The following is a 13,778-nucleotide window of genomic DNA, read 5'->3' on the forward strand; positions in this document are numbered from 1 at the left end:
GATAACGGATGAGTACACAACTATCGACTCCGACGGACCGCCAATCTGCAGAAGCTTTGTCCCGTAGCAAAAACGAGCCTAATTGGCTGGTAGATTTGCGCGGCGAAGCGGCTGAGCTTGCTGGTACATTAGAATGGCCAAAGCCGGAGAAAGTCAAAATTGAACGCTGGAACCTGACAGCTGTAGGCAGCTACGATCAGGCAGCTCCAGCAAATGCATTAACCGATTTGCCAGAAGTTGTACGTGAATTGGTTGCTGAAGGTACTGAAAACCTCGTTATTCAGCAAAATTCGAGCCCGGTATGGACGCAGCTATCTGCTGAACTGGCAGCAAAGGGCGTTATTTTTACCGATTTGGAGACAGCTTGCAAGGAGCATGGCGATCTTGTTAAGCCGTACCTGTTCCAAGCTGTTGCCAAGGATGAAGACAAATTAACAGCTTTGCATGCTGCATTATGGAATGGTGGCGTATTCGTATACGTTCCTCGCAATGTAGAGGTGGAAATTCCACTGCAGGCTATTCTATTTAATACAAAAGCAGAGGCCTCCTTTGCACCGCATATCGTGATCGTAGCGGAAAGCAACAGCCGCGTTACGTATGTCGATTATGTCGTTACTGAACCAGGCGCTGTTACGGAGCCTTTCGTTTACCACTCGGTAGTCGAAGTTTATGTAAAAGCAGGCGCTCACGTTCGTTTCGGCTCCATCCATCATCTTGGTGGCAGCGGAGTGGACCTCACAGTTCGCCGTGCTATCATTGATAACGATGGTGTAATGGAGTGGGTACTTGGCGATTTGAGCGATGGCTCTACGCTGTCGGACACGAAGTCCGTGCTGAAAGGCAACGGTTCGCAATCGGATGCTAAAGTAATCAGCATTGGCAAAAACGCTCAGCAAATGAGCTTGACGACGCAGGCTGTACATTTCGGCCTTCGCTCAGACAGCAACATGGTTACGCGTGCAGTTATGAAGGATTCTGCTTCGGCGATTATTAACGGTATCACTAAAATCGAGAAGGGCGCTACGAAAGCTAATGGTGTTCAAACCGAAAAAGTGTTGATGCTGAGCCCGAAAGCACGCGGTGACGCGAATCCGATTTTGCTAATTGATGAAGATGATGTTACTGCAGGCCATGCAGCGAGTGTTGGGCAAGTTAACCCTGAGCAGGTTTACTATCTAATGTCCCGCGGTATTAGCAAGCAGAATGCGGAACGCCTTGTAATCTACGGCTTCCTTGCTCCTGTTGTTTCTGAAATTCCGATTGATGCGGTACGCGAACAGCTTGAGAAATTGCTCGTGCGGAAGCTCGAAGGATGAATATAGCAGCAATTCGGGAGCAGTTCCCGATTCTGCATCAAGAGATAAACGGGCATCCGCTCGTTTATCTGGACAGCGCGGCATCTTCCCAGAAGCCGCGCTCCGTCATTGATGCGATTAATCGCTATTACGAGAAGGACCACTCCAATGTGCATAGAGGTGTTCATACGCTTGGTTCGCGGGCGACTGACGCTTATGAGGGCGCAAGGGAGAAAGTGGCTTCTTTTCTGAATGCGGCACTGCCGGAAGAAATTATTTTTACGCGGGGTACGACAACCGCGCTGAATTTGGTTGCTTCAAGCTATGCAAGAAATACATGTAAACCTGGCGATGAAATCGTTATTACGCAAATGGAGCATCACAGCAATCTCATCCCGTGGCAGCAGGTTGCGAAAGCAACTGGCGCGACGCTGAAATATATTCCGCTTCAGCCAGATGGTTCATTCACGCTAGCCGATGCTGAGCTGACGATTACAGCGAATACGAAGGTCGTTGCGATGACTTATGTATCGAATGTGCTGGGCATCGTCAACCCCATTAAGGAAGTTGCGGCTATTGCACATCGCAATGGCGCCGTAATGGTCGTCGATGGCGCGCAAAGCACGCCGCATATGCGTGTTGACGTTCGTGATTTGGATTGTGACTTTTATGCATTCTCGGGCCATAAAATGTGCGGCCCGACGGGAATTGGCGCCTTGTATGGCAAGAAGGCGCTGCTCTCGAAGATGGAGCCGATTGAGTTCGGCGGAGAAATGATCGACTATGTTGACTTATATGAGTCAACATGGAAGGACATTCCGTACCGCTTCGAAGGCGGGACGCCGATTATTGCGAACGCCGTAGGGCTGGGCGCAGCAATCGATTTTCTGCAAGAGGTTGGCATGGATGAGATTGACAAGCACCAGCGTCAACTGGCGGCATATGCTTATGACCGCTTGTCAGAGCTTGAAGGGGTCACAATTTATGGCCCTAAGGCAGATCGTGCGGGCCTCGTTACGTTCAATCTGGGCGATGTGCATCCACATGATGTGGCGACAGTTCTTGATTCAGAGGGCATTGCTGTTCGGGCCGGACATCATTGCTGCCAGCCGCTTATGCGTTTTTTGAACGTTTCTTCGACAGCAAGAGCAAGCTTTTATTTATATAATACCGAGCAGGACGTTGATCAGCTTATTGCTGGACTGCTCAAAACAAAGGAGTTCTTCGGTCATGCAATTGGATGATTTATACCGTAGAGTCATCATGGATCACTATAAAAATCCACGCAACCATGGAACATTGGAAGCCGATGCCGTCACGATTAAACTGAACAATCCGACCTGCGGCGACAGCATTGCGCTCCAGCTTCAAGTGGAGAACGGTCTAGTCACGGACGCGAAGTTTAGTGGAGAAGGCTGCTCCATCAGCTTGAGCTCCGCCTCCATGATGACGGAAGTCGTTAAAGGCAAAACATTCGATCAGGCGCTGGAGCTAGCGGATAAATTTTCTGCGCTAATGAAAGGCGAACCAGTCGAATTTGAAGATTATGAGGACATTGAGGCGCTATCTGGTGTCAACAAGTTTCCAGCCCGCATCAAATGTGCCACCCTTTCGTGGAACGCTTTGCGTAAAGGTATCGAACAACAGCACGAGTAACATCATTATGAAAGAGGAGAGTGAATACGATGGCTAAAACAATGCCGGAAATGGAAGAGTATAAGTATGGTTTCCGCGATGAGCATAAGTCGATTTTCCAATCAGGAAAAGGCTTGACGCCTGAAATCGTTCGCACTATTTCGGAAATGAAGGGCGAGCCGGAATGGATGCTCGATTTTCGTCTGAAATCACTGGAGCAGTTCAACAAAATGCCAATGCCTAATTGGGGCGGCAATATGGATGATCTGGATTTCAATGATATTCAGTATTATGTAAAACCTTCTGAGAAGCAAGGCAAGACGTGGGAAGAGGTTCCTGCTGAAATTAAAGAAACGTTCGACAAGCTCGGTATTCCTGAAGCGGAACAAAAGTTTCTTGCTGGTGTATCTGCACAATATGAATCCGAGGTTGTTTATCACAGCATGCAAGAGGATCTGGAAAAGCAAGGCGTATTGTTCACTGATATGGATACGGCGCTTCGTGAACATCCTGAAATCGTGCGTGAGTATTTCAGCACAATCATCCCACCGAATGATAATAAATTCGCCGCTTTGAATAGTGCGGTTTGGTCTGGTGGCAGCTTTATTTACGTACCAAAAGGCGTAAAATGCGAAATTCCGCTGCAAGCCTATTTCCGGATTAACTCCGAAAACATGGGACAATTTGAGCGTACGCTTATCGTTGCTGACGAAGATAGCTTCGTTCACTACGTTGAAGGCTGTACAGCTCCAGTTTACAGCACAAACTCGCTGCACAGTGCGGTCGTTGAAATCTTGGTTAAGAAAAATGCCCGCGTTCGTTATACGACGATTCAAAACTGGGCTCCAAACATTTTCAACCTCGTTACAAAACGTGCAGTTGCTGATGAAAACGCGACAATGGAATGGGTAGATGGCAACATCGGCTCCAAATTGACGATGAAATATCCGGCTGTTGTGCTTCGTGGCCGCGGTGCGAAAGGTATGGTATTATCAATCGCAGTAGCCGGTAAAAACCAACACCAGGATGCAGGCGCGAAAATGATTCACCTTGCTCCAGATACGACGTCGACGATTGTTTCCAAGTCGATCAGTAAGCATGGCGGTAAAGTAACGTACCGCGGTCTTGCTTCATTCGGTCGTAATTCGGATGGCGCGAAATCTAACATTAAATGTGATACATTGATTTTGGATAATGAATCCACTTCGGATACAATTCCATACAATGAGATCATGAACGATAACATCACTTTGGAGCATGAAGCTACAGTATCCAAAGTTTCCGAGGATCAATTGTTCTATCTGATGAGCCGTGGCTTGTCGGAAGCGGAAGCAACACAAATGATCGTTATGGGCTTTATCGAGCCATTCACGAAAGAGCTGCCGATGGAATATGCGGTAGAAATGAACCGTCTTATCAAGTTTGAGATGGAAGGTTCTATCGGTTAAGCATACAAGCTTGACGATTTAGACGGATAAACGGCAAAAATGCCTGTTCCCTCACTGGTTGCTTTCAATCAGCTAAGGGAACAGGCATTTTGTTATACGAAAATTTCTTTGATTTTGAGATGGCGTTCAACAGTCAAATCTATAAATTCATGATTAATTTGCAGCAACGGCCTGAAAAATTCGGTTGGATGAGTCATGACAATAATACCTGTCTCACCAGTTTCCAAATAAGCTTTTTTTCCAATGAAGTTGGGGATCATATGCTTTATGAATGTATGTGCAATATGTGGATCCAGCTCTCTGAAGCTCAGCTTGTAAAGTTCCTTCAATACATAAAATAAATCGCGTTTTTTCTGATAAACCCGTTCGGAAATCATAGCGCTGTAAATATCGACAACTGAAATAAGCTTAGAAACAGGCTCAATTTGGTCGCCATTAAGACCTTTCGGATAACCGCTGCCGTCATTACGCTCATGATGCTCCAACGCACTTAAGGCTATGTAGCGTTCATCAAAGGATTTTTTTATAATGTCATAGCCATATGTCGTATGGTTTTTGATTTCATCGAACTCTTCCTTTGTAAGCTTGCCGGGCTTGTTAAGAATGGATTCAGGAATTTGACTTTTTCCGATATCATGAAGGAATCCGGCTTTACCTATTTGCACCGATTTTTTTACGGAGTAGCCGAGCCAGGTAGCCAGATAATAGGCCAGCATGCCCACTTGTACGGAGTGTTGGTACGTGTAGTCGTCTTTCGTGTTAAGCAGCAGCAGCATAGATACGACGTCTCGCTCCATGTTAAGATGCTTAATCAGTGGCTGGAAGGCATCCTCGACTTCTTGCTCATCAATGGTCTGGTCCTCGCTTGCTTTGGCAAAAAGATTATGAAAGCCTTGAATCGCATTATCATAATCCGGTTGTACAGAAGGAAGCCACTTGGGACTAACGGTTTGCTCCAATGTGCGATCCGGTAAATTAACAATAGGGACAGATTCGACTTCAACATAATCGATTTGATGTTGAAGCAGCTTTGATATTTCTTTATTTTCCAGCAAGGTGCCTTTAGAAAGCACATGCAGACCGTATCCATTAAAGGTATCTTTTAATAAACGGTCTCCCGTTTTTAAATCAGTTACGTGAACCTTCATCGCTGCACCTCTATTGAATAGTTGATCACTTAAGTAGTATAGTAGCAATGATTTGAGGGTATGGCAATATGAGGAACTTTAATTTGAGTCTAAATACCCACCAATTTCGACAAAAAACGCTCTTTTTTTATCTTGATAATGTTTTAAGTAGTCTTAAGACCTATTTTTCACGCTTTTGAATGGAAATATTTGATAAGCGTTTTATTTTAGGCTTCATCTGGAGAGTTTGCTAACGGTGTATCAGGATTCCAAGGGCCACGCTGATGGCCTTTCCATTCTGAACCATCCTCCCAAATTTCTTTTTTCCAGATCGGAACAATTTGCTTCAATCGTTCGATCGCGTACCGGCTGGCGTCATAACAGCTAGCGCGATGCGGCGAAGAAATAGCAATGACTACACTAGTCTCTGCGATGTCGACAATGCCAAGCCGATGTGTAATGGCACACAATGTTCCTGGCCATTGCTGTTCAAGTTCATCACCGATTTGCTTCATCATTTTAACAGCCATCGGTTCATAAGCTTCATATTCCAAGCGAATGGTACGCTGCCCTTGCGTCCACTCTCGCGTCGTTCCGACAAAAGCAATGGAAGCACCATGCCCCGGAACAATAACTTTGGCTAAAACCTCCTCTGTCGTAATTTTCTCATTAGTTAGCATGTACAATTGTTCTAGAGGAGATTTTTGTTCATCTTCATTAGAGTGTTCAGCTTGTCCTCCCGAAACGGGGGGGAGAAGCGCAAGCTCATCAGTGGCGTTTACGATGCTGTCTGCTTGAGCGTAAGCGTGGTTGCAGGCAAGAAAAGAGATGCTTAAAATATCCACTTGCTCGGGATACGAAGCAATCAAGTGCTTCTTCAGTTCTGCCACCGTCATATTTTGCTCAGCAGTCTCTATAATAAGAGAACGCACACCAAAGCGCTCTGACAAACCTGCAAATAAATCAATTTTCCATTGCTTAATCATGTTATTTAACCTCACGTAATGATATAGATGTACTATAACAGCATACCATAATCTATAGAAAAATGTTATGCTAAAGAGACAGCCTAAGACAGTTAGGCGGACGTTTATAACTTTTAAATTTAGAGGAGGCAGGCATGGATTCCAAACCACGATTAGAGCAAAATATTGTTATTTTACACACCAATGATATTCATAGTCGCTTGGAAAATGCTGCACGAATTGCTTCCTATATAGCTGATCAACGTCGCGTTCACGGTAAGGACAACTTGTTAGTCCTCGATATCGGCGACCATATGGACAGAATGAGAAGTGAAACAGAAGGCAGTGACGGCATGGTGAATGTTGCACTGCTTAATGAAGCAGGTTATGATGCGGTAACTATTGGAAATAATGAAGGGCTAACGTATTCCAAGGAAAGACTGGCCGAATTATATGGCCAACATGCCAAATTTGCCGTTTTAGGGGCGAATATGTTGGATGCGGCAACGAACAAGCAACCGCCGTGGCTACTGCCTCATATTATTGTAAATAAAGGCCATATAAAAATTGGTTTAATTGGTGTTACGGCAAATTTTACGGATTTTTATGTTTTGCTCGGTTGGAATGCGACGGACCCTTTCGAGGCAATTCAAAAACAAGTAGAGCAATTGCGTGAAGAAGTGGATTTGATCATCGTGTTGTCCCATCTAGGGCTGGCGAATGATGAGCGGATAGCGCAAGAATTGACAGGTGTTGACCTGGTACTAGGTGCTCATACCCATCATTTGCTTGAGGAAGCACTGCAAGTAAAACATACTTCGATTTGTGCAGCTGGGAAATTTGGCGAGCATATTGGGCGTATCGAAATTACACTGGGGACTGCTGCTGCCAAACCGCAAGTAAAGGCGGCTTGTGTACCGACTGCTGCTTTTGAGGAACAACCGGAAGCTGAAGCTATTATTGCAAAATATAAAGAAGAAGGGCACGCACGACTCAATCGTACAGTCGCATGTATTGATGAGCCTCTTTCGACGGCTATTGCGCGAGAATCGCCGCTCGCCAATTTGCTTGCAGCAGGTCTAAAGAGACATACTGCAGCAGAAATCGCGATTGTAAATACCGGACAATTGCTAGGCGGCTTGCAGCAGGGAGAAGTGACAGCTGGACAGTTGCATGCGTTATGCCCGTCTCCAATAAACCCTTGCAAAATGCAGCTTACTGGCAGGCATATCAAGGAGGCTCTTGAGCAATCCCTTCTGCCGGAGTATATGGATAAGCGAATTAAAGGTTATGGGTTTCGCGGCGAAGTATTAGGAACACTTGCAGTAGACGGTCTCCAAATTATTTTTGATTCCGAGCGGCCGCCGCTGGACCGAATCGTTAAGATATTGGTCAATGGAAAAACTCTAATGGAAGATAAATGGTATAATGTAGCTTCCATTGACATGTTCACGTTCCATATCGGCTATTTGTCATTAGGACAAGGAGTCAATATAGATTATTTTTTGCCGGAATTTATTCGAGACGTATTGGCTGAAGCATTGAAAGAACAGGCAAATATTGTGGATTGCAAGCTGCTTAGGTGGAATAATATAGCATCAACGATATAACATTTTTATTAATTTTATCCGATGTATTAATTAAGAAGAAACCACTCAGTCAAGGAAGGATCGAGAAAATGCGTTTGATGCCTATAACAAAGACTCAGCCCGGCATGCGATTGGCCAAAAAGATTTTCTCACATGATGGTTTAGTGCTGTTAGGGGAAAATGTTGAGCTGACCAGTCGGCTTATTACCCGGCTCAAACAATGTGGAATACAGTATATATATATTCTTGATCCGAAAACCGATGATATTATGATGCCAGAGATCATTCGCGAGGAAACGCTGCTAGTTGCCTTAAAGGAAATCCGTACAAATTTTCGTGATATGATGGATCGACCAAAGCGTAAAAAAGGCGTTACGTATCCGTATATTGGCCAAACCTTCAAACAAATGATGAATTTGATTATTGATGATTTGTCCGCCCATAAGGATGCGATGATTATGCTGATGAATATGGGAACGGTAGATCATTATTTATATCAGCATTCTTTAAATGTGTGCGTCTACACGACCATTCTTGGCATAGCCTACAATTATTCACATGAAGAACTAATGACTCTCGGGATGGGGGCGCTGCTTCATGATATTGGAAAAACACAAATTCCAATTGATGTCCTTCAAAAGCCAGGAGCTTTAACTCCAGATGAATTCATCATGATGAAAAATCACGCTCGTTTTGGCTTTGAGCTATTAAAGGATGAGCCCAATCTGCCGCTAATTGTGGCTCATTGTGCCTATCAGCATCATGAACGGCTGGATGGCAGCGGATATCCAAGAGGAATCAAAGGCAATGAAATCCATGAGTATGCAAAGTGGATCGGGTTAGTTGATTCATATGACGCTATGACGACTAATCGGATTTACCGCGCCCCGATGCTACCGCATCATGCTATTGAGCTTCTGTATGCAGGAACTGGAACCTTATACGAACAGCATATGGTACAATTATTTCGAGATAAGGTAGCCATTTATCCTATTGGTATTACAGTGAAAATCAATACAGGCGAATCAGGTGTAGTAGTGGATTTTAATCATGCCTATCCACATCGACCGATTATTCGTATATTAAGCAACGAGGTTGGGGAAGATCTCGCTGTGCCCTATGAAATCGACATGTCGAAGCAGCTAAGCATTATGATTATAAGCGTAAATGATGAACAAAATGATTTGCCTGTACTATCAGCTAAAAATGGGTAATAGCATGAGGAGCCTGCTACTTGGGGCTCTTTATTCTTTTTCATGTCTATTTATTGCTTCTTTCGGATTCGAACATTACAATGGTACTAGAAATTATACAATCGAAAGATGCAGAAATCAGGTGTTGATAAAATGAATACATTGAATGCTATAGTAACAAATCCATTAGCTATGAGTGGCAGCCTCAAGGCTTTGCCGCAGCTAACCCCAGTTAACGACCCATGGGATCCTATTCGTTCAATCCAGAAGTTCGGCAAGCACCAATTGACGAGCGTGGAAATGACGATTTCAAACTTATGCAATATGCGCTGCGAGCATTGCGCGGTTGGCGATACGCTAGTTATGTCGGAGCCAGCCAAATTGCCTTTAAAGGATATGCTCAAACGATTGGATGAAGTTGAACATTTGCAGACGATAAGCATTACTGGCGGAGAGCCCTCCTATTCGGCTAAAACGGTCAAGGAATATATGCTGCCGCTGCTTCAATATGCCAGAGATCGTGGTGTTCGTTCCCAAATCAACTCTAATGTAACTTTACCATTCAGTCGCTACGAGGCGATTATTCCTTATTTGGATGTCATGCACATTTCATTTAACTATACGAATGCGGATGATTTTCACCAAGTAGGCTTTGCTAAAGCTGGTCATCATGTTTCCTACGAAGCTTCGGTTAAGCTGTATGAACGAATGATTGAGAATGCACGTCTTTTAAGCAAAGCAGGCGTATTAGTATCTGCGGAGTCCATGATTAATTTCCGCACACATGATAAAATCGATGAAATTCACCGACTCATTGTAGAAATGGGCTGCGAGCGTCATGAAGTGCATCCTATGTATCCAAGTTCATTTGCTAAAGATTTGCCGGTCATCACTCGTTTGCAAATGCGACAAGCCATTGAGCGGTTATTGGATAACCGCGACCCGTCAGTTTGGATGTTGTTTGGAACGCTGCCTTTTTATCAGTGCAGCAATCATGCAGAGGAACGTGCGCTGCTTAGCCGTCTGGCCGCTGAGCCAAATGTCACAGTACGCAATGACCCAGATGGACGGAACCGTCTAAACGTCAATTTATTTACGGGAGAAGTATTCGTCACCGACTTTTCAGATGTTCCATCATTTGGAAACATAGCGAGCTCTAAGCTAGATGACTTGTTCACAAAATGGCTGGATCATCCGTTAGCACAAGACGTAAACTGCTATTGCCCTGCTGCCTCTTGCTGTGGCCCCAACTTACTGGTAAAAGACATGTACTACAAAGAAGTAGATTTCCACCAACGCACGGCCCGTTTCGATTAAAGCTGCTATGAATAAAAAACGAACAAAAATGACTGACACCCTTTTGCGTGTGCCAGTCATTTTTGCGTGCTTGCACATAAATATAGGAAATATTAATGTTTGCAAAAGCTCTGATTTTTGGATGATGCCTTCACTATAAATTTTGCTTTAGCCCATTATCCCCTTAGCTCAGAAAAACGACCACTAAACCTGTAGCCTTATAGAGCGCAGAACATAAGCGCAGAACATAGAGCATGAACATGTAGAGTAGAACCTAGAGTGTAAACATGTAGCGTAGAACCTAGAGTGTGAACATAGAGCGCAGAACCTAGAACGCAGAACCTAGAGCGCAGAACCTAGAACGCAGAACATAGAATGCAGAACATAGAACGCAGAACATAGAACGCAGAACATAGAGCGCAGAACATAGAGCGCAGAACCTAGAACGCAGAACATAGAGCGCAGAACATAGAGCGCAGAACCTAGAACGCAGAACATAGAGCGCAGAACCTAGAACGCAGAACATAGAGCGCAGAACGTAGAACGCAGAACATAGAGCGTAGAACCTAGAGCATGCACATAGAGCGTAGAACCTAGAGCATGAACATGGAGCGTAGAACCAAGAGTGTGAACATGTAGCGTAGAATCTAGAGTGTGAACATAGAGCGTAGAACATAGAGCATGAACGTGTAGCGTAGAACCAAGAGTGTGAACATAGAGCGTTAAACTAGAGCATGAACAAAGAGTGTAGATCAAGATCGTGGACGTAGAACATCGAGCATGGACCATAGAACGTAGAACGTAGAACATTAGCCCATCCAAGCATCGATTGATAAATCAATAGATTATAAAATATCGTAGAAAAATAGAAAAAGCTCGAAAGCTCTTGCTTTGGGAGTTCCGAACTTTTGGAATGGAAGTGCTACTAAGGAGAGGAACTGTTTTGTTTTTTCAGAGGAAGTAGGATGAATTGAACTTGTTGTCAATGCAAACCTTGAATTAATAAAGGGGAATGCTAAAGAATAGTACTAGTGAAGACAAAAATTTAATAGAAAACTTGTGCCAAAATCTAATATTTTATTGGGTCAGAGAGAGACTGAATAACTAAACTCAAAACATCTGTGTAATATTTGATTGCGAGAAAAGACAAATTCAATCTTTTATTGGTGATATTGAAGTTTCAAGAATTCAAAAACATTGAGAAAGAGTGGGCCCTAACAAAAAGGTGTAATTGGTTAGACTGTGATTGCAATTTTTAAAGAGGAACTGATTTATGGTTATAGTATAATATGAAAAAATTGGAGAGTTTACTGTGCCAGTGGCAATAGGGCGTTTTTTGATAAGGGTCTGCCCAAGCATAATGATGTAAGTTCGTGCAAGAGAGAATGCGGGTCTAGGCTCGGATTATTCAGGAAAAAGCAAAGGTAGTTCAGATAAGACTGCAAATGAGTAGCGCCAATTCCCTTAAAGCAAGCATTTAATTTAATGATGGAACGTTTATATTGTGATCTAAGTAATCTCGAATCTGCCATACGGTACAATGGCTGAATAATTATATTATTAACGTATGAATCGCTAACGCAGTTGCGAGCAAAAGCAGCTACACCTGAACGTAATAAGCATCTTTCATTCAAATGAGCAGATGGGATAACTTTGAACTTAAAGTATGAAGCAGAGCAAAAGCTGGAAGAGCAGGCTATAATAATTGAACGCTCTTTAGGTGAGTCATGATTGGATGAATGTTGCTTTCTAGCATATAACTCCACTGCAGCTTTAATAACACCAGATAACTTTTCATGTTCATCGGCTTGGCTTATAAATTGGCGAATTTTGTGGAGCATGCCCCAGGCTGTTTTATAAGTTACATGCAGAGCTATTGATATTTGAACAGCGTTAATCTGAAATTGGTGCAGGGAGATTAGAAATAACACAAGCAACCATTTGCGCAATGGTGTTCGGCTTTTTGCCATGAGAGTTCCAGCGGTTAGTGTCGTCTGATGACGGCAGGAATAGCATTGATATAAATCAGAGAATCGCGAAGTGATCCTATAGGCTGCATGGTGATTGCAACGAGGGCAGCGAAAACCTTCCGGCCATTTAATACTATAGAAAAAAGAATAGCATGCTTCGTTAGTGGAAAAGCAACTATCGAACTTTGCAATAGACTCAGAAATGGCAGGCATTGCTAACACCTCATTCCGATGGGAACTTATGTTCTTATTTTATCGAAATGATGATAGGAAGTCAATTAGTTAGGATGGTAGATGGAAAAAATTTTCTGAGCTAAGGGGATAATGCCTGTAAGCAACAAAAACAGCAGAGTCTCTCTAGGACAGAGCCGCTTTCTTGAATGACTCTAAGTTTGAAATATAACCATTACTTGATGCGGCGTTATAGTTTTTTAAAAGGGTTTAGAAAGAGTCAGAGGTATAGTGTGTTTAGGCAGCAGAGTAAGGGCCTAACGCGTTGGTACTTGCGGGGGCTCAGCATAATTAGTATGATAAGGACACATAATTCGAGGAGGCACTTACATATGGCGGGGGAGAAATGGACGAAGCCGGAAGCGGTTATTTTTGATATGGATGGAACGTTGTTTGAGACGGATACACTGTTAGTATCTGTTCACGAGCGGTTGTTTCAAACGCTGCGTGAAGAAGGTCTGTATAATCAGCCAACACCGCCTATTGAGCGGCTGCTCAGCTGCCTTGGCATGTTGCTGGAAGATATTTGGCGTAAAGTTATGCCTGACGCTTCAGATGCGGCTCATAGACGCGCTGACGAGCTGATGCTGCGTTATGAGCTGGAACAGCTGGAAGCAGGGGAAGGCAGATTGTATCCTCAAGCGGAAGAAATGCTGAGAAAGCTTAAGGAGCAAGGCATCAAGCTGTTCGTAGCCAGCAACGGGCTGGAAGAATATGTGCGTGGTGTGGCTCGCTACAAGGGCATTTACGATTTGTTTGACGGATTGTATAGTGCAGGGGAATACCAAACGGCGACGAAAGTAGATTTGGTTGCTCAATTATTGAAAGATCATCAAATTGCATCGGCATGGATGGTTGGGGACCGTTCTTCTGATGTGGAGGCGGGAAAAGCAAACGGGCTTAAAGTAATTGGCTGCGCTTATGCAAGCTATGGACGAGATACCGAACTTGCGGGAGCAGATGTGCTGATTGCCAAGTTGCCGGATATCGTAGAGCTGTTGGCTGAGGCTTAAACGAATTGTAATAATA

11 protein-coding genes and 1 pseudogene are annotated in these 13,778 nt (G+C 43.9%); 8 read left to right on the forward strand and 4 right to left on the reverse strand.

The genetic code is table 11. The features are described 5' to 3' along the window. Window positions 1-8: 8 nt before the first annotated feature. From sufD to sufB, 4 genes are read left to right on the forward strand one after another with little or no spacing between them, the layout of a single operon-like run. A complete protein-coding gene (gene sufD, locus ASF12_RS22470) occupies window positions 9-1,316 on the forward strand; it encodes a Fe-S cluster assembly protein SufD (protein ID WP_056039753.1) in 1,308 nt (435 codons plus the stop codon). After that, window positions 1,313-2,539: a cysteine desulfurase gene (locus tag ASF12_RS22475; protein WP_056039755.1), complete on the forward strand. Its 1,227-nt coding sequence runs from the start codon at window positions 1,313-1,315 to the stop codon at window positions 2,537-2,539. Before sufD ends, ASF12_RS22475 begins: the two co-directional genes overlap by 4 nt. Next, window positions 2,526-2,951 (forward strand): Fe-S cluster assembly sulfur transfer protein SufU, encoded by a 426-nt coding sequence (sufU, locus tag ASF12_RS22480; RefSeq protein ID WP_056039756.1) that lies wholly within the window; start codon window positions 2,526-2,528, stop codon window positions 2,949-2,951. Before ASF12_RS22475 ends, sufU begins: the two co-directional genes overlap by 14 nt. Window positions 2,952-2,980: 29 nt before the next feature. Continuing rightward, window positions 2,981-4,378, forward strand: a complete 1,398-nt coding sequence (sufB, locus tag ASF12_RS22485; RefSeq protein WP_056039758.1) for a Fe-S cluster assembly protein SufB — start codon at window positions 2,981-2,983, stop codon at window positions 4,376-4,378. Between the two features lie 92 nt (window positions 4,379-4,470). On the opposite strand, the gene ASF12_RS22490 is transcribed toward sufB, so the two are convergent. Beyond that, on the reverse strand, window positions 4,471-5,526 hold the full coding sequence (locus ASF12_RS22490; protein WP_056039761.1) for an HD-GYP domain-containing protein: 1,056 nt from the start codon (window positions 5,524-5,526) through the stop codon (window positions 4,471-4,473). A 206-nt stretch (window positions 5,527-5,732) separates the two neighbouring features. Continuing rightward, the gene (locus ASF12_RS22495; RefSeq protein WP_056039762.1) at window positions 5,733-6,491 is read right to left on the reverse strand and encodes a molybdenum cofactor biosynthesis protein; all 759 of its coding nucleotides are present in this window, start codon (window positions 6,489-6,491) and stop codon (window positions 5,733-5,735) included. Between the two features lie 134 nt (window positions 6,492-6,625). Between ASF12_RS22495 and ASF12_RS22500 the strand changes: the two genes are divergently transcribed. From ASF12_RS22500 to yfkAB, 3 genes are all read left to right on the forward strand, one after another. After that, window positions 6,626-8,080, forward strand: coding sequence for a bifunctional metallophosphatase/5'-nucleotidase (locus tag ASF12_RS22500; RefSeq protein WP_056039764.1), 1,455 nt, complete (start codon window positions 6,626-6,628; stop codon window positions 8,078-8,080). A 68-nt stretch (window positions 8,081-8,148) separates the two neighbouring features. After that, on the forward strand, window positions 8,149-9,273 hold the full coding sequence (locus ASF12_RS22505) for an HD-GYP domain-containing protein (protein ID WP_056039766.1): 1,125 nt from the start codon (window positions 8,149-8,151) through the stop codon (window positions 9,271-9,273). A gap of 132 nt (window positions 9,274-9,405) precedes the next feature. After that, a complete protein-coding gene (gene yfkAB, locus ASF12_RS22510; protein WP_081418966.1) occupies window positions 9,406-10,569 on the forward strand; it encodes a radical SAM/CxCxxxxC motif protein YfkAB in 1,164 nt (387 codons plus the stop codon). 1,286 nt (window positions 10,570-11,855) lie between these two features. Here yfkAB and ASF12_RS33920 read toward each other — a convergent pair. Further along, on the reverse strand, window positions 11,856-12,518 hold the full coding sequence (locus tag ASF12_RS33920) for a hypothetical protein (RefSeq protein WP_235533252.1): 663 nt from the start codon (window positions 12,516-12,518) through the stop codon (window positions 11,856-11,858). A 36-nt stretch (window positions 12,519-12,554) separates the two neighbouring features. After that, a pseudogene (locus tag ASF12_RS36655) lies at window positions 12,555-12,731 on the reverse strand (transposase); the annotation flags it as partial. Between the two features lie 350 nt (window positions 12,732-13,081). Between ASF12_RS36655 and ASF12_RS22515 the strand changes: the two are divergent. After that, window positions 13,082-13,762, forward strand: coding sequence for an HAD family hydrolase (locus tag ASF12_RS22515; RefSeq protein WP_056039767.1), 681 nt, complete (start codon window positions 13,082-13,084; stop codon window positions 13,760-13,762). Window positions 13,763-13,778: the final 16 nt, after the last annotated feature.

Source organism: Paenibacillus sp. Leaf72 (assembly GCF_001422685.1).
Taxonomy (GTDB): Bacteria; Bacillota; Bacilli; order Paenibacillales; family Paenibacillaceae; genus Pristimantibacillus.

Coding starts and splice junctions, on each gene's coding strand:
- sufD (WP_056039753.1), top strand. CDS start 9: ATGAGTACACAACTATCGACTCCGACGGACCGCCAATCTGCAGAAGCT.
- ASF12_RS22475 (WP_056039755.1), top strand. CDS start 1,313: ATGAATATAGCAGCAATTCGGGAGCAGTTCCCGATTCTGCATCAAGAG.
- sufU (WP_056039756.1), top strand. CDS start 2,526: ATGCAATTGGATGATTTATACCGTAGAGTCATCATGGATCACTATAAA.
- sufB (WP_056039758.1), top strand. CDS start 2,981: ATGGCTAAAACAATGCCGGAAATGGAAGAGTATAAGTATGGTTTCCGC.
- ASF12_RS22490 (WP_056039761.1), bottom strand. CDS start 5,526: ATGAAGGTTCACGTAACTGATTTAAAAACGGGAGACCGTTTATTAAAA.
- ASF12_RS22495 (WP_056039762.1), bottom strand. CDS start 6,491: ATGATTAAGCAATGGAAAATTGATTTATTTGCAGGTTTGTCAGAGCGC.
- ASF12_RS22500 (WP_056039764.1), top strand. CDS start 6,626: ATGGATTCCAAACCACGATTAGAGCAAAATATTGTTATTTTACACACC.
- ASF12_RS22505 (WP_056039766.1), top strand. CDS start 8,149: ATGCGTTTGATGCCTATAACAAAGACTCAGCCCGGCATGCGATTGGCC.
- yfkAB (WP_081418966.1), top strand. CDS start 9,406: ATGAATACATTGAATGCTATAGTAACAAATCCATTAGCTATGAGTGGC.
- ASF12_RS33920 (WP_235533252.1), bottom strand. CDS start 12,518: ATGGCAAAAAGCCGAACACCATTGCGCAAATGGTTGCTTGTGTTATTT.
- ASF12_RS22515 (WP_056039767.1), top strand. CDS start 13,082: ATGGCGGGGGAGAAATGGACGAAGCCGGAAGCGGTTATTTTTGATATG.